Source organism: Massilia rubra, from assembly GCF_011682065.1.
GTDB lineage: Bacteria > Pseudomonadota > Gammaproteobacteria > Burkholderiales > Burkholderiaceae_D > Telluria_A > Telluria_A rubra.
Genome location: NZ_VUYU01000020.1, coordinates 67,715 through 93,796 on the forward strand (window position 1 = coordinate 67,715; position 26,082 = coordinate 93,796).

Annotated in this window: 21 protein-coding genes; 14 read left to right on the forward strand and 7 right to left on the reverse strand. The window is 64.4% G+C overall.

Annotation, left to right across the window (positions count from 1 at the left end):
- Positions 1 to 3: 3 nt before the first annotated feature.
- Entirely contained in the window at positions 4 to 471 is a 468-nt protein-coding gene (locus F0185_RS24545; protein ID WP_167228905.1) for a hypothetical protein, read from the reverse strand.
- A gap of 78 nt (positions 472 to 549) precedes the next feature.
- Between F0185_RS24545 and F0185_RS24550 the strand changes: the two genes are divergently transcribed.
- Positions 550 to 999, forward strand: a complete 450-nt coding sequence (locus F0185_RS24550) for a Tgi2PP family T6SS immunity protein (protein WP_167228907.1) — start codon at positions 550 to 552, stop codon at positions 997 to 999.
- A gap of 63 nt (positions 1,000 to 1,062) precedes the next feature.
- Here the strand turns inward: F0185_RS24550 and F0185_RS24555 are convergent, their stop codons facing one another.
- From F0185_RS24555 to F0185_RS24565, 3 genes are all read right to left on the reverse strand, one after another.
- Positions 1,063 to 1,482, reverse strand: coding sequence for a hypothetical protein (locus tag F0185_RS24555; protein ID WP_167228909.1), 420 nt, complete (start codon positions 1,480 to 1,482; stop codon positions 1,063 to 1,065).
- A 28-nt stretch (positions 1,483 to 1,510) separates the two neighbouring features.
- Positions 1,511 to 4,702 (reverse strand): WG repeat-containing protein, encoded by a 3,192-nt coding sequence (locus F0185_RS24560; protein ID WP_167228911.1) that lies wholly within the window; start codon positions 4,700 to 4,702, stop codon positions 1,511 to 1,513.
- Between the two features lie 135 nt (positions 4,703 to 4,837).
- Positions 4,838 to 5,731, reverse strand: coding sequence for a LysR family transcriptional regulator (locus F0185_RS24565; protein WP_167228912.1), 894 nt, complete (start codon positions 5,729 to 5,731; stop codon positions 4,838 to 4,840).
- Between the two features lie 103 nt (positions 5,732 to 5,834).
- Here F0185_RS24565 and F0185_RS24570 point away from each other — a divergent pair, with 103 nt between their 5' ends.
- Entirely contained in the window at positions 5,835 to 6,812 is a 978-nt protein-coding gene (locus tag F0185_RS24570; RefSeq protein WP_167228914.1) for an MBL fold metallo-hydrolase, read from the forward strand.
- 211 nt (positions 6,813 to 7,023) lie between these two features.
- Here the strand turns inward: F0185_RS24570 and F0185_RS24575 are convergent, their stop codons facing one another.
- Entirely contained in the window at positions 7,024 to 8,238 is a 1,215-nt protein-coding gene (locus F0185_RS24575; RefSeq protein WP_229477168.1) for an MFS transporter, read from the reverse strand.
- Between the two features lie 146 nt (positions 8,239 to 8,384).
- Between F0185_RS24575 and F0185_RS24580 the strand changes: the two genes are divergently transcribed.
- From F0185_RS24580 to F0185_RS24600, 5 genes are all read left to right on the forward strand, one after another.
- The gene (locus F0185_RS24580) at positions 8,385 to 9,290 is read left to right on the forward strand and encodes a LysR family transcriptional regulator (RefSeq protein ID WP_308624282.1); all 906 of its coding nucleotides are present in this window, start codon (positions 8,385 to 8,387) and stop codon (positions 9,288 to 9,290) included.
- Between the two features lie 215 nt (positions 9,291 to 9,505).
- The gene (locus tag F0185_RS24585; RefSeq protein ID WP_167228918.1) at positions 9,506 to 10,729 is read left to right on the forward strand and encodes a XylR family transcriptional regulator; all 1,224 of its coding nucleotides are present in this window, start codon (positions 9,506 to 9,508) and stop codon (positions 10,727 to 10,729) included.
- Complete coding sequence (locus tag F0185_RS24590) at positions 10,729 to 11,778, forward strand: aldose epimerase family protein (RefSeq protein WP_167228920.1); 1,050 nt, start codon at positions 10,729 to 10,731, stop codon at positions 11,776 to 11,778. The genes F0185_RS24585 and F0185_RS24590 overlap by 1 nt, the downstream gene beginning before the upstream one ends.
- A 124-nt stretch (positions 11,779 to 11,902) precedes the next feature.
- Positions 11,903 to 12,451, forward strand: coding sequence for a hypothetical protein (locus tag F0185_RS24595; RefSeq protein WP_167228922.1), 549 nt, complete (start codon positions 11,903 to 11,905; stop codon positions 12,449 to 12,451).
- A gap of 316 nt (positions 12,452 to 12,767) precedes the next feature.
- A complete protein-coding gene (locus F0185_RS24600) occupies positions 12,768 to 13,739 on the forward strand; it encodes an NPP1 family protein (RefSeq protein ID WP_167228923.1) in 972 nt (323 codons plus the stop codon).
- Positions 13,740 to 13,808: 69 nt separating this feature from the next.
- On the opposite strand, the gene F0185_RS24605 is transcribed toward F0185_RS24600, so the two are convergent.
- Positions 13,809 to 15,140, reverse strand: a complete 1,332-nt coding sequence (locus F0185_RS24605; RefSeq protein WP_167228925.1) for a PKD domain-containing protein — start codon at positions 15,138 to 15,140, stop codon at positions 13,809 to 13,811.
- A 492-nt stretch (positions 15,141 to 15,632) separates the two neighbouring features.
- On the opposite strand from F0185_RS24605, the gene F0185_RS24610 reads away from it, so the two are divergent.
- From F0185_RS24610 to F0185_RS24620, 3 genes are all read left to right on the forward strand, one after another.
- Positions 15,633 to 17,084 carry a pectate lyase family protein gene (locus F0185_RS24610; protein WP_167228927.1) on the forward strand — a complete coding sequence of 484 codons (1,452 nt, stop codon included), beginning with the start codon at positions 15,633 to 15,635 and terminating at the stop codon, positions 17,082 to 17,084.
- A gap of 29 nt (positions 17,085 to 17,113) precedes the next feature.
- Positions 17,114 to 17,737: a PEP-CTERM sorting domain-containing protein gene (locus tag F0185_RS24615; RefSeq protein ID WP_167228929.1), complete on the forward strand. Its 624-nt coding sequence runs from the start codon at positions 17,114 to 17,116 to the stop codon at positions 17,735 to 17,737.
- A gap of 232 nt (positions 17,738 to 17,969) precedes the next feature.
- A complete protein-coding gene (locus F0185_RS24620; RefSeq protein WP_167228931.1) occupies positions 17,970 to 19,085 on the forward strand; it encodes an AAA family ATPase in 1,116 nt (371 codons plus the stop codon).
- A gap of 77 nt (positions 19,086 to 19,162) precedes the next feature.
- On the opposite strand, the gene F0185_RS24625 is transcribed toward F0185_RS24620, so the two are convergent.
- Positions 19,163 to 21,076 carry a methyl-accepting chemotaxis protein gene (locus F0185_RS24625; RefSeq protein WP_223164569.1) on the reverse strand — a complete coding sequence of 638 codons (1,914 nt, stop codon included), beginning with the start codon at positions 21,074 to 21,076 and terminating at the stop codon, positions 19,163 to 19,165.
- Between the two features lie 313 nt (positions 21,077 to 21,389).
- Between F0185_RS24625 and F0185_RS24630 the strand changes: the two genes are divergently transcribed.
- Genes F0185_RS24630 through F0185_RS24645 form a run of 4 tightly spaced genes read left to right on the forward strand, consistent with a single transcriptional unit; the run spans position 21,390 to position 25,997 of the window.
- A complete protein-coding gene (locus F0185_RS24630; protein ID WP_167228933.1) occupies positions 21,390 to 22,556 on the forward strand; it encodes a fumarylacetoacetate hydrolase family protein in 1,167 nt (388 codons plus the stop codon).
- A complete protein-coding gene (gene xylB / locus F0185_RS24635) occupies positions 22,553 to 23,329 on the forward strand; it encodes a D-xylose 1-dehydrogenase (protein ID WP_167228935.1) in 777 nt (258 codons plus the stop codon). Before F0185_RS24630 ends, xylB begins: the two co-directional genes overlap by 4 nt.
- Positions 23,326 to 24,216, forward strand: coding sequence for an SMP-30/gluconolactonase/LRE family protein (locus F0185_RS24640; RefSeq protein ID WP_167228937.1), 891 nt, complete (start codon positions 23,326 to 23,328; stop codon positions 24,214 to 24,216). The genes xylB and F0185_RS24640 overlap by 4 nt, the downstream gene beginning before the upstream one ends.
- The gene (locus F0185_RS24645) at positions 24,213 to 25,997 is read left to right on the forward strand and encodes an IlvD/Edd family dehydratase (protein WP_167228938.1); all 1,785 of its coding nucleotides are present in this window, start codon (positions 24,213 to 24,215) and stop codon (positions 25,995 to 25,997) included. Before F0185_RS24640 ends, F0185_RS24645 begins: the two co-directional genes overlap by 4 nt.
- Positions 25,998 to 26,082: the final 85 nt, after the last annotated feature.

Sequence of the window (26,082 nt, forward strand, 5' to 3'; positions counted from 1 at the left end):
GCGTCAGCCTTCGCCGGCGCCGTAGATGCAGGCGATATAGGCCGAGCCGTCGCCTGGCGCTCCCACTTCGATCATCCCGCCGCCTTTGACGTTGCGCTTGTAGTTCGGTCCCGTCACCCTGGCTGCCCTGGCGGCGTCTTTCTGCGACATCCCGACGAATTTGGCGTTGTAACCGCCGCCGCCGTTCTGGTCGTCCTCGGTCACGCTGATCAGGGTGGTCTTGATGCCGAACACAGTCAGCGGCGCCGGCAGGACAATGTCGTCGAAGCTGTTGGGGTCTTTCACAAACACCTTCACCGCATCCGTATAGACCAGCTTCTTCTTGCATTCGAGCGCGGCGACCAGGTGCGGTGCGGCTTTGGCGAAATCGGCCAGTGCCTGCGCGCTGGGGGCCGGCGTTTGCGCCTGGGTGCTGGCGAACGAGGTAGACAGTGCGGCGGCGAGCAGGCTGCGGGTCAGGGCATGATTCATGCTGGATGGGCTTTCGTGTGATCGTATTGGTGACATATAATAGTGTTGATAAATATACCATATGAAAGCGTGCATGCAATGCGAATCGTAAGCGGGCTCTCCACCTTGATCGTTGCTGCCGGGCTGCTGTGCTCTGGGTCGGCGTTTGCGCGGGTGCTCGACGTGAACAAGGTGCGGCCGACCGGCTTGACCGTGAACCAGGCCAAGCGGGTCCTGATGGTGGTGCTGGAACACGAGCGGGTGGACATGTCCGACACAGCCTGGTGGATCGACGAACCATTCCGTGGCGGCGACGACCTGTATCCGGGCTATCGTACCTTTGGCCTGGTGTACAGCCACCCCAAGAACGCCATGTCTTTTACGCACGGTCATTACGCGGTGAATGTGCTGACCGGGGATGTCTGGGTGGCGAACGCCTGCAAACGCATCAGCTTTCCGGCCTTGTCGACACTTCAGCGAGGTATTTCTTCGCGCACTGGCAAACATCGCCCGAGCGCCAGGGTGGCGCGCGGCGACTTCGGCTGCTGACGCTGGCATCTCCCCGCCAAAGCGTTCGCGCAACAGGGCCTGGACCAGCCGCTTCCGGCGCTGCTATTGCGCCGCGGCGATGCACGGGTTGACCGTGTCCGCGTCCAGGTTCAAGGTGCGCAGCATGGTCGTGCGCGCGCACAGGGCGAAGGCCGGCATGGCGTCGTTGATCGACATGCGCGGTTTGTACTTGGGCGCGATCTGGGAATAGCAGGTCACCATCGCTTCGTCGAGCGTCGCGGCGAAACGCGCGCGCGAGACGCCGTGGCAAGCGACGATCTTCTCGCTGATGGTCTTGCTCGATGCGGCGCTGCGTCCGCGCACGTAGGCGAACGCGGCGTCGGTGGCGACCAGGCCTTGCGCGTCCGGCGCCAGCTGCGACTTGTCGAGGTTGGGGGCCGGCGCCGGGTCCGCCGCGTGCGCGGGCACGCCGGCGGCGACGGCCGCCGCGAGGATCAGGGTAGTGAGGATAGTGTTGCGCATGGTGCTCTTTCTGGTTGGATAAATCGGTCTAGCGCGTGGCCAGCGCTCGCAGTTCCGCCGTCATGAGCTTTTTCGGCACGAACGCCAAAGCGTCCGGCGATGCCGCCACGGCCACCTCGGCCATCGCCTGCGTGATGCGGCGCTGCGCGATTTTCGACAGCGCCAGCGGGTGCGTGCGCAGGCCGCGCAGCAAGGCTTCATCGTCCGCCGCCGACAAGGTGGCCTTGGCCTCGGGCGCCAGCCAGGTCGTATCGGCCGTCCAGTCGGGTTCGAAATCGCTGTCGATCGCCAGTACCGTCGCCGCTTCCAGCGCACTGTCGAACGCGCGGCCGAGGGCGCGGTAGGACACGGCCAGCAGGAAGTGCGCGTTAACCGGAAACTCCAGATAGCCCAGCGCCAGGGTGGCGTCGCCGATCGCGCCGGCGTAGTCTTCGTTCCAGACCCGCACCCAGGCGCGCAGCGCATAGTGCCTGCCGCGCAGCTTGCGTGTCCATTCATTCCCGGCGCCCGCTGCCAGGCCAGCCTCGATGACGCGGGTGCAGATGTCTTCTTTCATCTCGTCCGGCACCCAATAGATCGCTCCCACGTCGTGCGCGACCGCCGCCGTGCATACGTCGATGCTGCGCAGCGCCGGCGGGACGAAGGCGAGCGTGTCGCCGCCATGCTGTACCGAGGCCAGGCACAAAGCGGGCGTGAGCAGGTGGGCCGGAATGTATTCGAGTAGCGCCGAGTGGCGTTCGCGCACCGCGCGCGCCGCGATGTCGGCGGTGATCGCCTGCTTGCGTACGGTGCGGATGTCCGAGATTTTCAGCTGCAAGGCCAGTGCTTCGAGTTCCGGCGTGCGCAGCCAGAGCGGGATTTTGTACAAACTGACGCCGGCGCGCAGCGCGCGTTCGCTCATCGGAGCATCGATCAGGGCGCCCCAGTAGTTCCACAGGGCGTTTTGGTCCCAGCAGGTGCGCGGTTTGCTGCGATAGGCGTCATGCGCGATCCAGGCGTCGTCCTCGCCGTACAGCGCGCGCGCCAGCGCCAGGCCCTGGGCGCTCATGCAGACGTCGGGAATCGAGCGTGCGCAATCGACACTTTTACGTATCAGCGCTTCCAGCCGCTCTGGCGTCTGGAAACGTTCGGGCAGGTACTCCAGCGCGTCCGCGTGCGCTTCCGTGGCGGCGTCGGCCAGCTCGGCGCTGATCTGGTCGTCGGCGAGCTCGTTGATGCCGGTGGGCGATTCGGTTACCAGGGCCAGCAGGGCCTCATGGCTCATGGTGGCCGGCTCGTCCTCGCCCTCGTCGTCGTCTTCGTTGTCTTCGTCCTCGTTCTCGCTGTCTTCGTCGCAGGGCAACTGGTCGAACGCTTCCTGCGCCAGTTCCAGCGTTTCAAGGCTCGGCGCGCAGGTCAGCCACAAGTCGCCCCACTCGTCGCCGTCGCCGGTGTCGCCGCTCCAGTTCAGGGCCAGCCACAGGCGGTTCGCCTCGGGGGCGTCGTCCGTGCCTGGCAGGGCAGTGTCAAGGCGGATCGGCCAGGCGTAGTACCAGGTGTTGTGCGGCTGGCCGGCAAAGTCGGGCTTGTTATCGACCGGGCCGAATTGCGCGCTCAGCCGCTCCACGCAGTCCTGCTGGATGTGGTGCAGAAGCGCCCTGCGTTCCTCCGCCAGGAAGGGGTAGTAGCCGACCAGTTCTTCGTTGAGGTAGAAGCGGACAATGCGGCTGCGCGTGGCCAGGTAGCTGGCGAGCGCCGCTTCGACACCGGCGTCCTCATCCTCATCCTCGTCTTCGTCTTCGTCTTCGTCTTCGTCCTCGTCTTCGTCCTCGCCCTGGTCCTCGCCATGGTCCTCGTCCTCATCGTCGAGTTTTCCTTCGCGTACGAGCAGTTGCAGCTTGCGTTCGGTAGCGAGCAGCATCGCCCTGGCGAAGTCGACCAGGGCATCAAGCGAGGGAAGCTTGTCCATCAGGGAGTGCGGCGGGGCCACGAAGAAGCGCTCCGGCAGTGCGATCGGCCCGCCTGCGGGGCTGGTCCAGATCAGGCGCGCATCGGCGTCGTAGAGCGCCGCAAACTGGCCCTGCGCCGACGCTTCGCGGCGCAGGCGGAAGGCGATGCGGGCGTCGCGCCCGAGCATCAGCAGGTCGTCGTCGTCGCCGAAGAAAACGGCCAGCGGCGTGTCCGCTTCCGCTTCCTCGAACATGCCGTCCTTGTCCGTCAGCGGTTCCAGGGCGTTGCCAGGCACCGCGACGAATTCGCCTTCGATGTCCAGGATGCCCCATGTGGCCGGCGGATTGGGCTGGCCCTCGACGCGCTCGCAGTAGTGCGCAGTGCGTCCGAGGGCGATGCCGTGCTCGTTGATCTCACCGCCCCAGTCCATGCCGGGAATGTGCACCGCGCCATGGCGCGTGACGTAGGTCTGGTCGTTCTCGCGCAGCATGCCGCCGACCATATTGGTGCTTCCGACGGGCGCACCCAGGAAAAATTTGTCGCCGCGCGCATCGAGAAAGCCGGTGTCGTAATTCCAGCTGCTTTTCCCCTGCCCGAAAAATGCCAGGCCGTCGGCATTGAAGTCTTCAATAAACCGGTAGCCGGGCTGCGCGATCCATTCGCCGCGCGCGTCGATCAGGCCATACCGGTCTTCTCCGACCGATACCGGCGCCGCGCCACCGGCGCAAAAACGCAGTGCCTTGACGAAGCGCGGAGCAATCGCCCAGCCGCCCTGTTGGTCCAGGTAGCCGGCCTGGTCGCGCTTGCCGCTCCTGGCCACCGCCAGGCCGTTCGCGCAAAAATCACCGGCCTCGCAAAACTCGCCCTCGAAAGCAAACTCGCCGCGCTTGTCGATGTAGCGAAAGGTGTCGGGCGCGACCAGCACCGCCGCCAGGCCAGCATGGAAATGCCGCCCGCCGATCAAGCGCGGCGCGATCGCTGGCGTGCCGTCCGGGTGCATGAAACCCAACAGTCCATCCTTGCGGTACGGCGCCAGGCCATCGGAGAAGGGGTGGGCGCTTTCCAGCTCGGGCGCAACCACCCAGCGGCCGCCCGCATCGATGTAGCCGGCACCGCCGCCGATGGCGTTGGCGGGGGCGATCAGGCCGCCCTTGCCGTCGTCGCTGAAGGCCCCGACCCATCGCAGCGCGGGGGAGGCCGGCATGACCCGGCCTTCGTGCACCAGGAGGATTTCGCGCGGGCCGTCGCCAGCCTGCAGGTGATTGCGGATCAAGATCGGTTGCGTTGGCATGTGGCGGGTTCTCGTGTGGGAAGAGTCAAGAGTCAAGCGTGTCGGACCGCTTGTTAAGTCGATATTCTAACCGCGCGCCTTGATTTTTCGTCAAGATCGCGGCCGTGGCCGCACCGCGCTTTCACAGGGATCGGTTCACGGCAGTTGCGCGCGCAGCCGCTCGATGGCGAACTCGGCGAACTGGCGCACCCTGGGCGACAAATGCAGCGCGTGCGGATACACCACCTGCAGCGGCTCGCTCGGCGCGCTGTAGTGCGGCAGCACGCGCACCAGCGTACCGGCGGCGAGATCCTCGCTCACATCCCACAGCGCCTTGTAGAAAATGCCGCCGCCTTCGCGCGCGATGGCTTGGGCCGCATCGCCATCGTTGCAGAAAAAGGTCGGCGTGATGGCGGCCGTGACCGGTTTGCCGTCGCGCTCGAACACCCAGTGCCGGGTCGAGTCGGCGCGGTACACGATGCAGGCGTGCCGGACCAGATCCTCGGGCGTGAGCGGGGCGCCGTGCCGTTCGATGTAGCCGGGCGAGGCGCACATGATGCGGTAGCCGGTGGCGATCGGGCGCGCGATCATGCTCGAATCGTTCAGGTTGCCGAAGCGCAGGGCCACGTCGATGGCCGACTCGACCATGTCGACGTAGGCGTCGTCCAGGCTCAGCTCGATGCACAGGGCCGGATGCTGGCGCTGAAAGGCGGCCGCGATGCCGCTCATGTAGCGCCGCCCGAAGCCGCGCGGCGCGGCCACCCGCAACAGGCCGGCGATGCTGGTGCGGCTGTCGGTCATGTCGGCCTCCGCATCCTGGACTTCGGCCAGGATGCGGATGCAGCGCTGGTGAAAGCGCGCCCCTTCCTGCGTGAGCGACTGCTTGCGCGTGGTGCGGTTGAGCAGGCGCACGCCGAGCCGGTCTTCCAGCGCCGCCATGCGCTTGCTCACCACCGCCAATGACAAGTCGAGCTCGCCGGCGGCGTCGGTCATGCTGCCGGTCTGCACCACGCGCGCAAAAATGCTCAGGTCGAGAATGTTGTCGATCATGCGATTATCAACGCTGCATAGATAGACATTGTATTTTTATCCTATGTATCAATGAAAGTGAAATAAATATAATCGATCGCCTCACCACTTTCAAGAAAATAATATGAAAAACACCGTCCTGATCGGCGCACTGGCGGCCGCCTTCCTCACCTTTGGCGCGGGCGCGCCGGCCGCATTCGCCCAGGCTGCGCCAGGCGTCCGCCTCAACAAGGTCCAGCCCGGCTACCATCATTTCAAGGTGGGCAATGTGAACGTGACGGCCTTGTCCGACGGCACCCTGGCGATTCCGCCCGCCGCGCTCCTGACCAACGTGGCGCCGGCCCAAGTGGCGGCGCGCCTGGCGGCCACCTTCCAGGGAACCCATGTGGACGCGTCCGTCAACGCCTACCTGATCGAGAGCGGCGCGCGCCTGCTGCTGGTCGACACCGGCAGCGGCGAACTGTACGGCCCGACCCTGAACAAGCTGGTCGCCACCCTGGCATCGGCCGGTTACCAGCCCGGACAGATCACCGACATCCTGATCACGCATATCCACACCGATCATACGGGCGGACTGATGGATGGAAAGCGCATGGTTTTCCCCAACGCCACCTTGCATCTCGACAAGCGCGAACTGGACTATTGGATGAGCGCCGCCAGGCGCAGCGAGGCGCCCGAGGCCAAGCGGGCGCTGTTCGACCAGGCGCTGATGAAGGTGAAACCATATGTGGACGCCGGCAAGGTCAAGACCTTCGATGGCGCCACCGAATTATTCCCCGGCATCCGCTCGATTCCGAGCTACGGCCACACGCCGGGCCACAGTTTCTACGCGCTCGAGGGCGGCGGCGAAAAACTGGTGTTCTGGGGCGACCTGCTGCACGTGGCGGAAGTCCAGATGCCGGACCCGTCGGTGACGATCGTGTTCGATGTCGACGCCAATGCGGCGGCCGCGCAGCGCAAGCGCGCCTTTGCTGAAGCGGCCAGGGAGAAATACCTGGTGGCGGGCGACCACGTGGCGTTTCCCGGCGTGGGCCGCTTGCGTGCCGACGGCGACGGCTACCGCTGGGTGCCGCTACCGTATATCAACGACCACGTGAAATAGGCCGGGAACCGGCATCGGGCAAAGTGGAGGAGGAAAACTGGTGCCCGGTGTTGAGGCCACCGGACCAGCCTGTCGCCGCATACAACAGAGGCGGCGTACACCCATAGCCTAAGCGCCTGGCGCGCACGCAACACGATCTGCGTCTATCGCGCTAGCTCGCCTGCGCGCCGCTCTTGTGGTATGCAGTTGGGCGAAAATATCCGCCCATTATTTATCGGCTGGCCTCGACGGCCGCCACCGGGCGCGGTTCCGACAACCACAGCGCCAGTCCCAGCGCGGGAAAGGCCATACCCGTCAGCAACACCGCATGCCAGCCATACGTGGCGAACACCCACCCGCCGAGCGCCGAGCCGAGCGCGCCGCCGGCAAAAAACAGCGCGATATACACCGAGTTCAGGCGGCTGCGCACTTCCGGCGCCATGCCGAAAATGGCGCGCTGGCCCAGCACCAGGCTGGCGGCCACGCCCATGTCGAGGATGATCGAGGCCACCACCAGCACGCCCAGCGCCAGCGCGCGCGAACCCGGAATCAGCAAGGGCAGGGCAAACGCCACCACGCCCAGGGTCAGCGCCACGCCGGTGGCGGGCAAGGTCTTGCCGGCATCGGCCAGGCGTCCGGCGATCGGCGAGGCGATCGCCCCGGCCATGCCGACCAGCGCGAAAATCGCGATGCCGGTCTGCGAGATCTGGAACTGCGGCCCGGACAACATCATCGGCGTGACCGTCCAGAACAGGCTGAAGGCGCCGAACAAGCCGGCCTGGTAAGCGGCGCGGCGACGCAGCACCGGCGTGGTCTTGAACAAGGTCCACATCGAGCCGATCAGGCGCCCATAAGGCAGCGTGGAGGTCGGCATGCGCTGCGGCAGCTTGACGCGCAGCACGGCGGCCAACATCAGGGTCAGCACGGCGGCGCCGCCGAACACCACGTGCCAGTTGCTGGCGTCGGCCACCAGGCTGGCGACCGGGCGCGCCAGCATGATGCCCATCAGCAAGCCGCTGACCACCTGGCCCACCACCTTGCCCCGCGTCGCTTCGCGCGACAGGTGGGCGGCAATCGGCACCAGTATCTGCGCCGCCACGGAACCGAGACCGATGGCCAGCGCCGCCGCCAGGAACACCCAGCCGCTGGTGCTGAACGCCGCCGTGAGCAGCGCCACGGCGGTCAGCAGCAGGGCGCCGATCACCAGGCGCCGGTTTTCCAGCACATCGCCGAGCGGCACGATGAACAGCAGGCCGATGGTGTAGCCGACCTGGGTCAGGGTGACGATCAGCCCGGCGGCCGCGGCGGACAGGCCGGTGGCGCGGCTGATCGGCCCGACCAGGGTCTGCGCGTAATACAGATTGGCCACGATCAGGCCGGCGGCCACCGCCAGCAGCAGCACCATGCCGGAAGAAATATCGCCTGTGGATTCGGTGTTCGGTTTCATCTTGCATCCTCAAAATAGCAACTTGCGTTGAAGTGCTGCCATTGTAGACAAAACCGGTCGGGCGATTATATGCTCATAATGCGCCTATACTTTTCACAAAATATGAACAATCGATGGGGGGATTACGCATGGACAAGGTGAAGGCAATGCAAACATTCGTGCGCATCGTGGAGGCGAACAGTTTTTCGCGCGCGGCCGAGAGCCTGCACCTGCCGCGCGCCTCGCTGACGGCCACCATGAAGAACCTGGAAGCGTTCTTGGGCCGCCAGTTGCTCCAGCGCACCACGCGCAAGCTCTCGCTGACGCCCGACGGGGCCCAGTATTACGCCCATTGCATCGACATCCTGGCCGCCATCGACGCCTCCGAGCAACCGTTTTTTGGCGCGGAATCGGCCCGGCCCAGGGGCAAGCTGCGGATCGACCTGCCGTCGGCGCTGGCGCGGCATTTGATCCTGCCGCACATCGCCGCCTTCCATGAGGCCTGTCCCGAGGTCGAACTGAGCATCAGTATCACCGACCGCCTGGTCGACCTGATCCAGGACGGCATCGATTGCGCGGTGCGGGTCGGCAAGTTGCAGGATTCGTCGATGATCGGGCGCCAGATCGGCGAGATGCGCTTCGTCACCTGCGCCACGCCATCCTACTTTGCGCGCCATGGCGTGCCGCAAGCGATTGACGAGTTGCACGCGCACCGCAGCGTGGTGCATTTTTCGGCGCGCACGGGGCGCCCGTTCGACTGGGATTTCGTGGTGGGCGAGGCGGTGGTCAAGGTGGCCATCAGCGGGCCGATCGCGGTCAACGATGCCGACGCCAACCTCAGTTGCGCCTTGCAGGGATTGGGACTGACGCAGGTCGCCACCTACCAGGTCCGCCGGCACCTGGCCGACGGCACGCTGGTGCAGGTGCTGGCGGACACGCCGCCCACGCCCATGCCGGTGTCGCTGCTGTATCCGCAAGGGCGGATGGCCGCGCCCAAGCTGGCCGCCTTTGCCGGCTGGCTGGGGGCGCTGTTCGACAGCGACCCGGACCTGGCGCTGGCCGGCCGGCCCTGATGCCGATGGCCGGGCGTGCGGCGCGGCCTCCCCCAGAATCGCACCGCGCCTTGGTCATTTTCGTAATTGAACTTACACCTCGTTGCTTGCAGAATAAGCCGCAGCCCCGCACCCCGTTCATTGCTACTAAAGCAATTTGTTTTAGTTATACAATAAACAAATGAAGCATGCCCAAAAATGAGGCATGCCAGCGAGGCTAAAGGAGACAATCAACCATGTTGATGCCAAAATCGCATCGAATCGCACTGCTGTTCAACGCGAACAAGATTTTCGATCGTGAAGTAATTGAAGGAATCGCCGCCTATCTGTCGAGCACGCGCAGCTCGTGGGACCTGTTCCTCGAAGAGGACTTCCGCCTGCGCCTGCCCGGCATCGAAGACTGGCAGGGCGACGGCGTGATCGCCGATTTCGACGACCCCGCAGTCGCCGCCGCCCTTGCGCGCAGCCGCATTCCCGTCGTCGCCGTGGGCGGCTCCTACGAAAACGTGGCCGCCTACCCGTCCGGCGTGCCCTACGTGGCCACCGACAATTTCAAACTCATCAAACTGGCCTACGAACACCTGATCGAAGCCGGCCTGCGCCACTTCGCGCTGTTCAGCCTGCCGGAAGCGCAGGAAAACCGCTGGGCCCAGGAACGCGAAAATGCCTTCCGCAGCCTGATGCGGCGCGACCGCATGGAAGCCGAAGTCTTCCGTGGCCAGGGCACCAGCGCGCCATCGTGGGACGAAGCGGTCCAGCAGCAGATCAACTGGCTGCACAGCCTGCCCAAACCGTGCGGCATCATCGCCGTCACCGATGCCCGGGCGCGCCAGTTGATGCAGGCCTGCATGATCGCCGGCATCGAAGTACCCGAACAGGTGGCGCTGATCGGCATCGACAACGACCCGCTGGCGCGCATGCTCACCCGCATTCCGCTCAGCTCGGTGATCCAGGGCGCGCAGGAAATGGGACGCGCCGCCGCCCACCTGCTCGACCAGATGCTGCACGGCGCGCGCCTGTCGACGACGCGCATTCTGGTGCCGCCGGCCGGCATCAACGTGCTGGCGTCGAGCAAGCACGAACCGGCCAAGCACCCGCACGTGATGCGCGCGCGCCACTTTATCCGCCAGTACGCCTGCCAGGGCATCAAGACCGGGCAGGTGGCCGATTACGTCGGCATTTCGCGCTCGTCGCTGGAATCGTATTTCAGGCAGGAGCTCGGTTGCAGCGTGCATGACGAGATCCTGCGCTTCCGCCTCGACACGGCCATCGCCATCCTCGGGCGCGGCGACTGCAACCTGGCCAACGTGGCGCTCAGCTGCGGCTTTACGTCGAGCCAGTACATGCACTCGGTCTTCAAGCGCGAGCTTGGCTGCACCCCGCGCGCCTACCAGGACCAGGCCCTGCAAGGCCAGGCCGAGCTGGCGGGGGCTCCTCAATTTCACCATGCAGATTCTTAATGACGACCAACCAATTGATTGCCACACCCGCGCTGCGCGCCGCCGACCAGTTGTTCACCCTGCGCAACGGCAATGACATGCGCCTGACGATCAGCGAGCGCGGGGCGGCGCTGGTGTCGTGGTGGGCGCCCGACCGCTACGGCAAGGTGGCCGACGTGCTGCTCGGCTATCGCGACCTTGCGGGCTACGCCGACAACAGCGCCTACTTCGGCGCCATCATCGGGCGCTGGGCCAACCGCATCGCGCAGGGCCGCTTCATGCTCGACGGCGCACCGGTGCAGGCCGCCGTCAACGACCGCGGCAACCACCTGCACGGCGGCGACGCCGGCTTTCACAAGGCGCGCTGGAAACTGAACGCATCCGACGCGGGCGTATCGCTGCGGCTTAGCTCGCCCGATGGCGACGGCGGCTTTCCCGGCAAGCTCGACGTGCAGGTGCACTACCGGCTTGATGACGAAGGCCGCCTGACCATCGACTTCGAAGCCGTGGCGGACGCGCCCACGCCGGTCAACCTGACCGCGCATCCGTACTTCAACCTGAACGGCGGCAGCGCCGACGTGGGCGACCACATGTTGCAGATCGATGCCGATTTTTACCTGGAGACCGATCCGGGCGGCATTCCCGTGGGCGTGGCGGCGGTGGCCGGGACCCCGTTCGACTTCCGCCAGCCGGCCGCGATCGGACCGCGCCTCGGTTGGCCGGATGCGCAGATCCGCCTGGCGGGCGGCTTCGACCATTGTTACTGCGTCAAGCCGCACGCGATGGGCCGCACCGGGCCGCTGCGCGAAGTGGCGCGCGTGGTCGATCCCGGATCGGGGCGGCGTTTGCAGGTGTCCACCACCGAGCCGGGCTTGCAGTTTTATAGCGGCAATTCGCTCGATGGGGTGCAGGGCAGGGCGGGGCGGCCGTATGCGCGGCATGACGGGTTTTGCCTGGAGGCGCATGCGTATCCGGATCAGTTGAACGGCCAGTGCGCCTCGGCCGTGATTCTGCGGCCGGGGCAGGTGTACCGGCAGACCACGGTGTACAGGTTGTCTTTACAGTCTTGACTGCTCGGGAATCGCGTTACGCTACAATCGCGCATCTCAACGGCGACAGGCCAGAACCATGTGGTGGAGCGCCATCGTTGCATTAGCGTTGTCAGGTGCCGCCGCCATGACCAGGCAGGCGCCCGTGAGGATTCTTCTGATCGCCTTTTCCCTGCCCTTTTTCTGGATCTGGCGCCGTCTCTGGCATGAGAAGAAGCAAGCGGACGACGACGCCGATGCGCGCCAACTGGGCCGCTTGATCGGCGCCGAATACGACAAGCTGCCGGCCGACGGTTTCCTGGATCAGTTTACCGATAATCCGTGGCAGGGCTGGCCCAAGTTTGCGGGCGATATCGAGGTGGGCCGGGTCTTGCGCGCCACCGGCGAGACGCCCGCGTTCTTCATTGTCGACGTCTGCTTCAATAAAAAGAACCGGGATGAAGACCTGGCCGCCTACACAGTGACCTTCGTGGTGATCCCCCTGCGGGCGGCGCGGCCGGGCCAGCTCGAGGAGTCGATGATTCCCAAGCACTACAAGGCCCATGAAGGGACGGCGTTCCTGTATTTCTATCGGGCCAAAAGGTGGAACGAGTGGGGCGAGGGCGGCCATTTGCCGGTCGATGACGTTCCGGAGGCGCTGGCGCACGCCAGCAAGCTCGCCGTACAGCTCGGACACGCCGGCCACGGGCTTTGAGCCGGCACTCCTGCTTGCTTCTATTCCCTGATTTGCGGGTAAGTCTGCGGATAGTTCGCCATCAACTCGTGCGCACTGCGGCCGGGACAGGTGTACCGGCGGACCACGGTGTACCGTTCACTCTTGTGATAAAGATACCAATATGCGAATTTGACGATGACCGGACTGGCAAGGCCCCGCCAACCCAGACCGTGGTCCATATGGCATGCGCAGGTCAACGAGAAGTCACAATTGAGCGGTATCGTTGGCACCGGCAGGCGTAACGCTCTCGCCCGACATTCCCGCGACATTGGCCCTCTCTCAAAAGGCATCTTCCATGAAAAGAGAAACAAACCCAGTTCAATCGACAAACCCGGCGTGGTTCAAAGCTGCGCTGGCGTCCTGTATCACCTTGACCGCTGCGACGGCGCATGCCGACGACTTCCCCAAGTGGAATGCCGCTATCACCAAATACAATGAAAAGCAGGTGCGCAATTTTCATCCGACCTTCGACTTCGACTCGGACGGCTGCTATCCGGCCACGCCGTTTCACCGCAACGAGAACCTGCGCCAGAATCCCGGCAAGAACGCCACTGGCAGCGTGTACGGCGCGTGCCGCGACGCCGACTGGACCGTCTACGCCAATACCGTTCACCGGCAAATCTGCAAGGCCAGCGTCGAAGGCGCCGACAAGATCGAACGTTGCGCGCATTTTTACGAGCTGTATTTTGAAAAGGACCAGGCCATCGGCCTGAGCTTCCTCGGCGGCCACAGGCACGACGTGGAAACGGTGATCGTCTGGACCGGCAAAGTGAACGAGCAGCCAGATTTCATCTCGCACGTTTCCACCAGCGCCCACGGAAAATACACCACCCGCGCAATCGGGCAGGTACTGACCCAGAACGGCCACCCGATGGTCGTCTATCACAAGGACGGCGCCCTCACCCACGCTTTCCGCTTCGCTAACGCCGACGACAAGCGCCGCGTCGAGTTCCTCGGCAACTGGGGCGAGTTTCATGCGCCGGATATCATCAGCCATTACAGCGCGGTGGTGGACTGGAACAGTGACGAAAGCGTGCGCTATCAAGCCAACCGGCAGTACCGGCTGGCGCTGGAAGCATCGAATTTCGGCAGCGCCTCGTTCAAGACGCGCAACGACAACGAGATTGCCAACGTCGCCAACAGCACCGTGCCGCGCGGCGACGCGTTCTGGCAAAACACCGCGTTTTCGCTCAATGAGGTGTGGAGCACCAGGGACAGCGAATTGAAGGCGAATTATCCGCAGACTTACTTGCAAATCCGGGAATAGGCGTCACCGGCGGTTATTGAACGTAAAACGCCACCTTGCGGTGGCGTTCATTCCAGCGGGATTGCAAGATCAGCTCGGGCAGCGACGGTAGTACCCTTTTACATATGTTCCATTCTTCCGATAGTAACCGCTCACATAGCACTGGCCGCTGCTGGAAGGGATCGGAGCAACGTAGGGCGAGGTGATCTCGTTGGCGATATCGTTCGCTTCGCATGGCTTGCCGTCATTGTCGCGATCAAGATACGTGTGGCCTTCGGCGTAAAGTGCCAGGGCGCGCTGCTTTGTGATACTGCCGCAACGATAAGTGCCATTGTCAGCGACTGTTATCGTGTTTGCCAGTTTTGCGATGATAGTGATGGTGTCTTTGGTGGCGCTGGCGGCCTTGCCATCGCTGACCGAGAGGGTTACCTCATAAATTCCGGTAGCGTCAGCGAGGAACTGTGGTTGTGCCAGGGTCGGCGTTGTCATCTGGCTGCTGCTGTTCGCCGGCTTTGCGGTAATTGACCAGGCATAGGTAAGCTTGTCGCCGTTCGCATCGGTGCTTGAGGTGCCGTCCAGATAGACCATCGAACCTGCATTGACCGTTTGGTCCTTGCCTGCGTTGGCGGTTGGAGCGATATTTTGCGGTGTCGGAGGCGCAACTGCTGTGATCAAGACTGTCGCGGGCAAACTATCGGCTTTTCCATCGTTGACAACAAGCGTGACGCTGTAGGTGCCAGCGGCGTCGAGGAGCAGAACTGGCCGGACATTACCGTCTCCGATCACGCTGGTGTTACTGCCAGGCGGTTTCGAGACCAACGTCCATGTATGCTTCAACGCGTCGCCATTTTTGTCCGAGCTGGCTTCACCGTTAAGGGTGACTTTTGTCCCGACTGGCGCGGTTTGGTTAGCTCCGGCGTTCGCGACAGGAATGGCATTGGCGCTAATCTGTTTTTCGGACGCGATAATGGTCGCAGTAACCGGAACACCGTCGACTTTCCCATCGTTCACCACGAGCGTGGCAATGTAGATTCCGGCGACGTCGGCATTAAATCTCGGGGCAACGGTCGTGACAGATGCGAACGCTGCATTGCTGCTTGCCGGACGCGTTGACAATGTCCATGTGTAGGTGAGCGAATCGCCATTCGGATCATTGCTGGCGCCGCCGTCCACGATGACGGCGGCCCCAACGAACACATTTTGATCTGCGCCGGCGTTCCCGATTGGCGCCGCGTTCACGGGCGCAGGTGTAACCACGGGAACGATTACGGGAGCTACGACAGGAGCCACGATGGGAACAACCGCCGGAGCGGGAATGCTGCCGCCCGCATCAGCTGCTGGCTGGTTGTTGCTTCCGCCGCCGCAGGCGGTAAGGGCAAGTATCGCAAAAGACAGGAGACCGGTTTGTATGTGATTTTTCATTACTATCTTTTACTTTTTGTGAATTATCAACAATAACATTTGCTCCATGGAAGTCAATATTTATTTGCGCTCTCGGAATGAGCGCTTTCGTCCTGCTACGGACGGCACGATGGATGTCCTCAACGCGAATACCACATTGACCAATTGGCTGATTGTTTAATCATCTTTTCGGGCGTAGTATGAATTCGTTGGTGCCGTAACAACCCTTTCGCGGGTTGCTGCGCCGATCCCGACCTGCGCGACCCGGTTCCCCACCGTCCTCGCAATGGCGACAGGTACGCGAGGTATCTGTCTCAGACATCGCTGTCGGATGCTGATTGTATTTCCCTAATCCACGTTGTCGGACCCCATCGCCCTGCGTCGCATCGTCAGGCCGATCTGGCATTGCCGCAGGCAAGGCCCCGGCACGTGGGCAGGGATCGTCATGCGCGGCGCAAAGCGTTCGCCAAAAGAACGCGCGCCTCTTTCTATTTTTGTTCATTGGAGACAACCATGAAAACGTCCTTCCTTGCCGCCAGCGTCATGCTGGCGTTCGCTTCCACCGCCCACGCTGCCGCGCTCGACGCCAGCACCTTCGTCGGCGCCAGCACGCCCCTGCAAACGGCCCTGTACGGCGTGCGCAACTATTCCGCTCCGGTGCTGGTGAAGGGCTTGCACGACCCGGCCAACTACCTGGCCGCGCCCAAGCTGCCGGTGTGGCAGTTCGCCCGCGTCGATCCGACCGGCGGCGTGCTCACGTTCGAGCGCCAGGCGGCGCCGGCGACCGGCTGGCATACCTGGTCGCGCAAGGGCAAGGTGGTCCTGAGCGGCGGCGGCGCGGCGCGGCTTGATCGCGTCTATACCGTGTTCAACGGCCAGCAACTGGTCGCCGCCATCAAGGAAGCCGGCAACGAACCGAAAATCATCCGCGTGGTCGGCCATATCGACTTGCGCTGGAGCGAGAACAATACGGTGTTCCGCGAGTACACCAGCTACGCCGACCAGAAATACGGCGGCTCGATCAGCCTGCCGTCGAACACGACCCTGGTGGGCATCAACGACGCCCAGGGACGGCCGGCGCGCATCACCGGCACCTCGTTGCTGATCGGTGGCGAGCTGGCGCTGGCGCAAGGGGGCGATCCGGAAGCCGACTTCAAGAAGTGGATCAAGGATGGCAAGGATGGCGAAGACTATCCGAGCTGGACCCGCAACGTGATCGTGCGCAACCTGGTCATCGACACGCCGTGGGACGTCAATCCCGAGGACGAGGACAATGCCTATGCCGACGGCGTCACCGTCTCGCGCGGGCAAAACATTTTTCTCGATCACCTGAGCATCAGCGATGGCGACACTCCCGAGTCGCTCGCCACCGGCGCCTACAAGACGCGCCATGATGGCGCGCTGGACGTGGTGCGCGGCAGCGATTACGTGACCATCGCCAACAGCTATTTCGCCAATCACCACAAAACCACGCTGGTCGGCAATGGCGACGGCGGGCGCGCCTGGAGCGACGAGGGCCGCCTGCGCGTGACCTTCTCAGGCAATTGGTGGAGTTCGGTGGCGGCGCGCCTGCCGCTGAACCGTTACGGGCTGGTGCACATGTTCAACAATCTGGTCACGGGCAACGTGATCACCAAAGACACCGACGTCAAGTTCGAAAGCGGCACCGATGCGCGTTACCGTTCCAACATGCTGATCGAAAATAACTACTACAACCTCACCGGCCTGAAACTCTCCGAGTTCTGCGGCAAGGCGATCAAGGGCAAGAGCTTCATCGGCTTTCGCTCGTCGGGCCACATCTTCACCAGCGACCGCGCCGGCACCAATGCCGTCGATGGCCAGTGCGGCATGGCGCGGCCCGATGCGGCCAACCTGTGGACGCCGCCTTACCTGTACGCGCTGCAAACGGCCACCTCGACCCTGGCCGCCGTGCCTGCGCAAGCCGGCGCCGGCAAGCTCAAGTAATCGCATCACTTATCTATCTGGAGACAAGCATGTTGTTCGAACGATTGCGCTTTACTGCGGTCTTACTTTTCACACTGGGCTGCGCGCCCGCGCTGGCGCAGGCGGCGCTGGTGGCCGACACCGGCACGCCGTCGAGCACCATCGGCGCGGGCTGGGCCTTTAACAGCGGCCACAGCTATGCGGGCCGCTTTGCGCTGCCCGCCGCAACGACGATTAATAGCGTCGAAGGCTATTTCGGCACCGATGCGGGCGAGGTTGGCATCAGCCTGTTCAGTAACAGCGCCGACGGCGAGGGCGGCTTCATTCCGGGCGGCGCGCTGCGTTTGGCCAGCTTTGCCACCGGCGTGGGCGAGGCCGGCTGGCGCGGGCTGGCCGGCCTGGACTGGGCGGTGGGCGAGGGCAGCTACTGGATCGTGTTCACCGCGACCTGGGACAGCGCCAGCCAGGCCAGCATGCCCGGCGCGGCCGCCAGTCCCTTGGCCGGCTATGCGCTGGAGCAGGGCGGCCAGTGGTTCGACGCGGCCGGCCTGGGGCTGGACCAGGGTTTGCGCGTGGAGGCCAGCGCCGTGGCCGTGCCCGAGCCGGGCGGCATGGCGCTGTTCGGCCTGGTGCTGGCCGTGCTGGGCATGGTGAGCCGGCGCAAGCGGGCCTGAGGCCGCGCGAGCAAAACGGGTTTGGTTCCAGTCATGCCGTCCCTATAATAGTAGGTGACACACGGGGACCTCGAAAAACTACTGCGCGACGCAATTGTCGTCGCGGACGCGCATGTCCTGCGATGCTCACCGTACCTTCGTACGGCTGCGCTGCCCGGACATGCGCGTTGGCGACGACACTTGCGCCGCTCGCTACGGTTTTTCGAGGCCCCACATGATTGGAGCCAATTCCATGAGCCACTATTTTGCTCGCCCGGTGCTGGCATCGTCCATGGCGCGCCAGCTGATTCATCCCGACGTGCTGGATCAGGGTTCCCGTTCCGGCTTGTTCATGTCGGGCCAGCGGCGCACCGGCAAAACCACCTTCCTTCACAACGACCTCATTCCCGCCCTCGAGCGGGAAGGCGCGCTGGTGATGTATGTCGACCTGTGGAGCGACACCAGGGCGAACCCGGCGCAGCTGGTGCGCGACGCCATTCGCGAAGCCCTTGCGCAACTTCAAACACCGGGGTCGTCCTTGCTGGCGCGCCTGGCGCGGGTCAGCGGGGTGGATGTCGGCGCCCTGAGTTTCAAATTCGGGTTCAAGCTGGAAAAGATTGGCGAAACGGGCGGCACGCCCTTGTCCCAGGTCATTACCGAGCTGGTGGACCAGGCCCGCTGCGATGTGGTGCTGATTGTCGATGAGGTACAGCAAGCGATCACGACCGACGATGGCAAGCACTTGCTGGTCGCATTGAAGGCCGCGCGCGATGCGGTCAATCCGCGTCCCGCTACCGTCGGCCATTTCATTTTTATCGGTACCGGATCGCATCGCGCGATGGTCAGCGAGCTGACCGCGCGCCGAACCCAAGCCTTCAGCGGCGCGCAGTCCATTACGTACCCGGTCCTCGACGCCGACTACACTGCCGATCTGCTGGCCCGCTTGCAGCACGCCGGCGTGCCCAATGTGCCCTCGCATGAGGTCGTGCTGGCCGCTTTCCGCACCCTGGGACACCGGCCGGAGGAACTGCTCAAGGCGCTGCGCCAGGTGCAGTTGCACACACCCGCCGGCCAGGATCCGGATGGCTACTTACCGGTTGTGGCCGCCACCTTGCGCAGCGCGGCCGCAGACATCGAACTGGCCAAGGTCGAGCAACTCGGCCAACTGGCGAGCGCTGTGTTCGAGAAGATCGCGGCGGCCCATTACAGTCGCGTGCTCGGGCGCGAGGTCAAGGTGGAAGAAATCGGGGCCGTCGTGAACGAATTGATGGCGTCGAACATCATCCTGCGCCGCGCGCACGGCTTGTATTGCGTGGCCGATCCGGCAGTCCAGGAAACCTGGCGCGAGAAGCTGCAACTGCTGGGGTAGCGCCTTGCGCCCAGGCTGCGGTCGATGCCGGCAAGACTGGCCTGGGTGTTTCAGGTTTACTCGGGTGCGCTCCCACCTTACACCTTGAATCCGCCGACAATGTGCTCCAGGTTGGCCGCTTGCTGCTGCAGCGACAGCGCCGCCGCCGCCGCTTGCTCGACCAGGGCGGCGTTTTGCTGGGTGGTATCGTCCAGTTCGGTGATCGCCTGGTTGACCTGGCCGATGCCCAGGTTCTGCTCGGCGCTGGCGCCCATGATGGCGCCGATGATGCTGGCCACCTTGTCGGTGCTGGCCACGATCTGCTGCATCGTGGCGCCGGCCTCGGCCACCAGTGCGGCGCCCTTGTCGACCCCGGCCACCGACTCGCCGATCAGGGCGTTGATTTCCTTGGCCGCCGCCGCCGAGCGTTGCGCCAGGTTGCGCACCTCGGCGGCGACCACGGCGAAGCCGCGTCCCTGCTCGCCGGCGCGCGCCGCCTCGACGGCCGCGTTCAGCGCCAGAATGTTGGTCTGGAAGGCGATCCCGTCGATCACGCTGATGATGTCGACAATCTTGCGCGACGACTGCTCGATCGCGCCCATGGTCGTTACCACGCTCGAGACAATGGTGCCGCCCTGCGCGGCCACAGTGGACGCCTCGCGCGCCAGCCGGTTGGCCTGGCTGGCGTTGTCCTCGTTGTTCTTGACCGTGCTGGTGAGCTCCTCCATCGAGGCGGCGGTTTCCTCCAGCGAACTGGCCTGCGCTTCGGTGCGCGCGGACAGGTCCTGGTTGCCGGCCGCGATCTCGCGCGAGGCCAGCGCGATCGACTGGGTGCTCATGCCGATTTGCTGGAGCATGCTTTGCAGGCGCGCGATAAAGCCGTTGACGCTGCTCGAGACGGCGTCGAACTCCATGCCGCCGCCGGGCGGCAGGCGGCGCGTCAGGTCGGCGTCGCCGGCCGAGAGGGCGTCGATGTTGTCCTTCAAAACGGCCAGGCGGCGCATGATCATGCGGATGCCCAGGACGATCAACACCAGCATGGCGATGGCGATCGGAATCTGCACCACGCCCAGCGTGTGCAGGATGCGGTTGCTCTGCTGGCTCAGCAGATGATTCGGCAGGCCGGTGGCCAGCAGCCACGGGCTGCCCGGAATGGTGGCCACGAACAGGGTGTGCTCGGCGCCGTCGCTGCGGTAGGACGATTCGAGCGCGGCTTTGTCGCCCAGTTGCGGCAGCACCTTGACCAGTTGCGCCGCCAGCGGCGAGGTGGCGGCCAGGTCGCTGATGTTCTTGAGCACGATCTCGCTCTTGATATAGCTGCTGTTGCTGACCACCTTGCCGTCGTGTTCCAGGATCAGGATCTGGCCGTGCACGGCCGCTTCCATGTCCGCCACCAGGCGGTTGAAAAAGCCCAGCGTGACGTCCACCGTCGAGACGCCGAACAGCTCATCGCCCTTGTAGATGGCCATGGCGCAGTTGGTGCGCGGCTGCGGGCTGGCGTCGTCCTTGTAGGCCTTGGCCCAGGCGCACTGGCCTTTGGGCGCCTTGGCGCCGCCCTGCCACCACGGCTGCTCGAAATACTTGAGCGACTCCGGCGAATTCCAGTGGGTGTTGACCTGCAGCTTGCCGGCCGCGTCGCGCGCGTAGAAGGTGCTGAATTTTTCCTTTTCCGGATCGCGCTTTTTAGGGACCGGCCAGATGCCGCCGCCGAACACGTTCAGGTCGCCATACTGATCGACCAGGCCGGGCAGCAGGGTGTCGATCGCCGCGCTGTCCATCAAGGCCACCGTCTGCGTGATGGCACGCTGCTGCGCTTCGACCTGCTTGAGTTGCTCGCTGATCTTGATGGCAATGTTGTTGACATCGTTACCGATCAGCTGGCCTTCGGCGCGTTTCAGTTCCGGCGTGATGAACAGCGCGATGGCTGTCAGCGTAATGACCAGCAAGGCGACGAAAATGGCGGAGAACAAGAGGGTGAAGCGCGATTGGCTGGAGCGGAAATAGTCGTTCAAGGGAACCTCTGGGTGGATGAACTGCTGATGTGATTGGCCGCCCACGCACGGGATGATGCATTCTCCCTTCGCAACGGCGCAGTTGCTCAAGAAGACTATGCTTGTAGGAAACAACTGTCAAATGTGTGTGGTCATTCTGCGCAATACGCAACACACCTCCCGCCGCCGATGGCAAGTAACGCTGCTGATAATCATGATCGCCCTTGGTGGATTTCATAATAGAAAAAACCCAACACTCAGTGCACCATCTATCCCGTGATGCCGGGCAAGGGGAGCTCCCCGGCCGGCATCGAGTCCAATCGGGAAGAGAGACATGACAGATTCATACATATCGATGTTGCCGGTCGATGCAGAACGGGCCTTGCTGGTCGGCCGCGCCTGGCGCGCCGGCGCCGGTCCCTCGGTGGTGGTGGTGCGCGACGGCCAGGTCATCGATATCAGCGCGCACGCCGCCACCATGGCCGAGCTGCTCGAACGCGCCGACGCCCCGGAGATCGCGCGCAACGCCCCCGGCGATTCGCTGGGCACGCTGGACGAGCTGCTGGCCAACGCAAAAACCGAGGGCACGCGCCTGCTGGCCCCCAACGACCTGCAAGCGATCAAGGCCTGCGGCGTGACATTTGCCGTCAGCCTGCTCGAACGGGTGATCGAAGAACAGGCCAAGGGCGACCCGGCCCGGGCCGGCGAACTGCGCGGCGCGATGCAGGAATGTATCGGCGACGACCTCTCGGCCATCAAGCCCGGTTCGCCGGCGGCCGATAAACTCAAGCAAGACCTGATCGCGCGCGGCCTCTGGTCGCCCTACATGGAAGTGGGCATCGGCCCGGACGCGGAAGTGTTTTCCAAGTCGCAGCCGATGTCGGCGGTGGGCTTCGGGGCCGATGTCGGCCTGCATCCCGATTCCAAATGGAACAATCCCGAGCCGGAGATCGTGCTTGCCGTCAACAGTCGAGGCGAAGTGCGTGGCGCCAGCCTGGGCAACGACGTCAACCTGCGCGATATCGAAGGCCGCAGCGCCTTGCTGCTCGGTAAAGCCAAGGACAACAACGCCTCTTGCGCGATCGGGCCGTTCATTCGCCTGTTCGACCAGCACTTTACGATCGACACCATCCGTAACGCCGAGGTCAGCATGCTGATCGAAGGCGCGGACGACGATTTCCGCCTGGCGGGCGCAAGCCGCATGCGCGAAATCAGCCGCGATCCGCTCGAGCTGGTTGGGCAGGTGTGGGGCAAGCACCATCAATATCCGGATGGCTTCATGCTGTTTCTGGGAACCATGTTCTCGCCCATCAAGGACCGCGACGCGGCCGGCGGCGGTTTTACCCATCACCTGGGCGACCGGGTCAGCATCTCGACGCCATCGCTCGGCACGCTGCTCAATGAAGTCCAGCGCAGCGATCAGGTTGCGCCGTGGACCTTTGGCGTGCGCGCCCTGTTCGACAACCTGGCCCGCCGCGGCCTGCTGAGAATGACCCAATGAGCACGCCACGACAGCTAACTTACGCGATCTACCCCGATCTTGCCTGTAAAACCGTGCTGGTGACCGGCGGCGGCAGCGGTATCGGCGCCGAGATGGTCAGTGCCTTCGCACGCCAGGGCGCGCGCGTGTTTTTTGTCGACATCGCCGAAGAAGCGTCGCTGGCGCTGGCCGCCGCGCTGGCCGGTTGCGCGCATGCGCCGGTGTTCCTGCCGTGCGACCTGACCGACCTGAACGCGCTGGCCGCCGTCTTTACGCGCATCGGCGTGACGGTCGACATACTGATTAATAACGCCGCCAATGACGACCGTCATGGCATCGCCGACGTTACGCCGGCCTACTGGGACCAGCGCATGGCGGTCAACCTGCGCCACCAGTTCTTTTGCGCGCAGGCGGCGGCCGAGGGCATGCGCGTCAAGGGCGAAGGCGTGATCCTGAACATGGGGTCGATTTCCTGGCACCTGGCCTTGCCGAACCTGAGCCTGTACATGACGGCCAAGGCCGCCATCGAGGGCATGACGCGCGGGCTGGCGCGCGATCTGGGCGCTGATGGGATTCGGGTCAACTGCATCATTCCGGGGGCGGTGCGCACGCCGCGCCAGGAGCAGTTGTGGCACACGCCGGAGGAAGAGGTCAAGATTTTGGCCGGGCAATGCCTGCGCGAGCGGGTGGAAGTGCAGGATGTGGCGGCGCTGGCGCTGTTTCTGGCGTCGGATAATGCGGCGCGCTGCACCGGGCGCGAGTATTTTGTCGACGCCGGCTGGTACGGAGCATGAGCATGGCGCAGCCTGTTTGTTTGTGGCCGGTGGGGGCGGAGCTGGGCGAAGGGCCGCTGTGGCATGCGGCCAGTGATGCCGTGTATTTTGTGGATATTCGCGGCCGGCAGATCCATCGCTGCGCCGCCGATGGCGCGCGCCGGCAATCGTGGAGTGCGCCGGGACGGCCGGGGTTTATCGTGCCGGCGGCCGACGGTAGGGGGGGCTTCATCGTCGGCCTCGATGATGGCCTGCACCGGTTCAACCCCGAAAGCGGAGCATTTTCCCTCCTGCGCCCGGTCGAAGCCGACCAGCCCGGTAACCGCTTCAACGACGGCTTCGTCGCCGCCGACGGCTCCCTCTGGTTCGGCTCCATGGATGTCGGCGAAGCCGCGCCCACCGGTTCCCTCTACCGCCTGCACCCGGGTGGCGTCCTCACCACCGTCGACAGCGGCTACATCATCACCAACGGCCCGGCCATGAGCCCGGACGGCACAACGCTGTACCACACCGACACCCTCGGCAAGCAAATCTACGCCTTCGACCTGCTGCCCGACGGCACGGCCACGCGCAAGCGCCCGTTCATCGCCAGCGCCGCCCCCGGCCACCCGGACGGCATGGCCGTGGACGCCGACGGCAACATCTGGGTCGCCATGTTCCGGGGCGAGCGCATCGACCGCTACAACCCGGCCGGCGAACTGAGCGGCACCATCGCCTTTCCGGTCTCGAACATCACCAAACTGGCCTTCGGCGGCCCCGACCTGCGCACCGTTTTTGTGACCACCGCCTGGAAAGGCTTGAGCGATGCCGAGCGCGCGCGCGAACCGCTGGCCGGCGCGCTGTTCACCTTCCGCACCGACACGCCGGGCCTGCCCCAGCACACTTTTTCGCTACAGGACATCGCTTGAGCACCCATCCAACTCCGTCACTCCGCTACCGCTCGCAGGACTGGTTCGACAATCCCGACCATATCGACATGACCGCGCTCTACCTTGAGCGCTTCATGAACTACGGCATTACCGCCGACGAATTGCGTGCCGGCCGGCCGATCATCGGCATCGTCCAGAGCGGCAGCGATATCAGCCCCTGCAACCGCATCCATCTGGAACTGGCCAAGCGCGTGCGCGACGGCATCCGCGACGCCGGCGGCATTGCCATGGAATTTCCGCTGCACCCGATTTTTGAAAACTGCCGCCGCCCGACCGCCTCCATCGACCGCAACCTGGCCTACCTGGGCCTGGTCGAAATCCTGCACGGCTACCCGATCGACGCCGTCGTGCTCACCACCGGCTGCGACAAGACCACGCCGGCCCAGATCATGGCCGCCTCGACGGTCGACATTCCCGCCATCGTGCTCTCCGGCGGGCCGATGCTCGACGGCTGGTTCGAGGGCGAACTGGCCGGGTCCGGCACCGCCATCTGGCACGGCCGCCGTCGCCTTGCCGCCGGCGAAATCGACAACGAAAAATTCCTGCAAATTGCAGCCGCGTCCGCCCCGTCCGCCGGGCACTGCAACACCATGGGCACGGCCTCGACCATGAACGCGCTGGCCGAAGCGCTCGGCATGTCGCTCACTGGCTGCTCGGCCATACCGGCGCCGTACCGCGAACGCGGGCAGATGGCGTACGAAACCGGCCGGCGCATCGTCGAACTGGCGCGCCAGGATGTGCGGCCCTCGCACATCCTCACCAAGGACGCGTTCCTCGACGCGATTGTGGTCAACGCCGCCATTGGCGGCTCCACCAACGCCCAGCCGCACATCATGGCCATGGCGCGCCACGCCGGCATCGCGATCGAATCGAGCGCCTGGATGGAATACGGCCACGACGTGCCGCTGCTGCTCAACATGCAGCCGGCCGGCAAGTTCCTCGGCGAGCGCTTCCACCGCGCCGGCGGGGTGCCCGCCATCATGTGGGAGCTGCAACAGGCCGGCAAACTGCGCGCCGACCGACTGACCGTGACCGGGTCCACCATGGCGGTCAACCTGCAAGGGCGCGCCAGTGTCGATCGCGAAGTCATTTTCCCGTACCACGCGCCTTTGAGAACCAAGGCCGGCTTCTTTGTCTTGAAGGGCAACCTGTTCGACTTTGCGATCATGAAGACCAGCGTGATTTCGGCCGATTTCCGCGCGCGCTACCTGAGCCGGCCGGGCCATGAAAACGTGTTCGAATGCCGCGCCGTGGTGTTCGACGGCTCGGGCGACTACCACGCCCGCATCAACGACCCGGCGCTCGATATCGACGAAGGCTGCATGCTGGTCATTCGCGGCGCCGGCCCGATCGGCTGGCCGGGTTCGGCCGAGGTGGTCAACATGCAGCCGCCGGACGCGCTGATCCGGCGCGGCATATTGAACCTGCCGACCCTGGGCGACGGGCGCCAGTCGGGCACCTCCGACAGCCCGTCGATCCTGAACGCCTCGCCTGAAAGCGCGGCCGGCGGCGGGCTGGCGTATGTGCGCAGCGGCGACATCATCCGCGTCGACCTGAACACGGGCCGCTGCGACATGCTGGTGGCGGACGAGGTGCTGGCCGAACGCAAAAAGGAACCGCTGCCGCCCACGCCCGCGAGCCAGACCCCGTGGCAGGAGCTGTACCGTTCCACCGTGGGCCAGCTGGAGCAGGGCGGTTGCATGGAAATGGCGCTGCCTTACCGAGGCGTGGGGCACGATCTGCCGCGCCATAACCATTAAATGTAAATATGGCAACAAATTGCAAAAATCCGCTATTCTGTTGCCAAAAACACGGCGCCACGCCGGGTAGCATCCACGTCGTATA

What these genes read in the sequence shown, in the direction of transcription:
- F0185_RS24545 (WP_167228905.1), bottom strand. Translation starts at nt 471, where the DNA reads ATGAATCATGCCCTGACCCGCAGCCTGCTCGCCGCCGCACTGTCTACC.
- F0185_RS24550 (WP_167228907.1), top strand. Translation starts at nt 550, where the DNA reads ATGCGAATCGTAAGCGGGCTCTCCACCTTGATCGTTGCTGCCGGGCTG.
- F0185_RS24555 (WP_167228909.1), bottom strand. Translation starts at nt 1,482, where the DNA reads ATGCGCAACACTATCCTCACTACCCTGATCCTCGCGGCGGCCGTCGCC.
- F0185_RS24560 (WP_167228911.1), bottom strand. Translation starts at nt 4,702, where the DNA reads ATGCCAACGCAACCGATCTTGATCCGCAATCACCTGCAGGCTGGCGAC.
- F0185_RS24565 (WP_167228912.1), bottom strand. Translation starts at nt 5,731, where the DNA reads ATGATCGACAACATTCTCGACCTGAGCATTTTTGCGCGCGTGGTGCAG.
- F0185_RS24570 (WP_167228914.1), top strand. Translation starts at nt 5,835, where the DNA reads ATGAAAAACACCGTCCTGATCGGCGCACTGGCGGCCGCCTTCCTCACC.
- F0185_RS24575 (WP_229477168.1), bottom strand. Translation starts at nt 8,238, where the DNA reads ATGAAACCGAACACCGAATCCACAGGCGATATTTCTTCCGGCATGGTG.
- F0185_RS24580 (WP_308624282.1), top strand. Translation starts at nt 8,385, where the DNA reads ATGCAAACATTCGTGCGCATCGTGGAGGCGAACAGTTTTTCGCGCGCG.
- F0185_RS24585 (WP_167228918.1), top strand. Translation starts at nt 9,506, where the DNA reads ATGTTGATGCCAAAATCGCATCGAATCGCACTGCTGTTCAACGCGAAC.
- F0185_RS24590 (WP_167228920.1), top strand. Translation starts at nt 10,729, where the DNA reads ATGACGACCAACCAATTGATTGCCACACCCGCGCTGCGCGCCGCCGAC.
- F0185_RS24600 (WP_167228923.1), top strand. Translation starts at nt 12,768, where the DNA reads ATGAAAAGAGAAACAAACCCAGTTCAATCGACAAACCCGGCGTGGTTC.
- F0185_RS24605 (WP_167228925.1), bottom strand. Translation starts at nt 15,140, where the DNA reads ATGAAAAATCACATACAAACCGGTCTCCTGTCTTTTGCGATACTTGCC.
- F0185_RS24610 (WP_167228927.1), top strand. Translation starts at nt 15,633, where the DNA reads ATGAAAACGTCCTTCCTTGCCGCCAGCGTCATGCTGGCGTTCGCTTCC.
- F0185_RS24615 (WP_167228929.1), top strand. Translation starts at nt 17,114, where the DNA reads ATGTTGTTCGAACGATTGCGCTTTACTGCGGTCTTACTTTTCACACTG.
- F0185_RS24620 (WP_167228931.1), top strand. Translation starts at nt 17,970, where the DNA reads ATGAGCCACTATTTTGCTCGCCCGGTGCTGGCATCGTCCATGGCGCGC.
- F0185_RS24630 (WP_167228933.1), top strand. Translation starts at nt 21,390, where the DNA reads ATGACAGATTCATACATATCGATGTTGCCGGTCGATGCAGAACGGGCC.
- xylB (WP_167228935.1), top strand. Translation starts at nt 22,553, where the DNA reads ATGAGCACGCCACGACAGCTAACTTACGCGATCTACCCCGATCTTGCC.
- F0185_RS24640 (WP_167228937.1), top strand. Translation starts at nt 23,326, where the DNA reads ATGAGCATGGCGCAGCCTGTTTGTTTGTGGCCGGTGGGGGCGGAGCTG.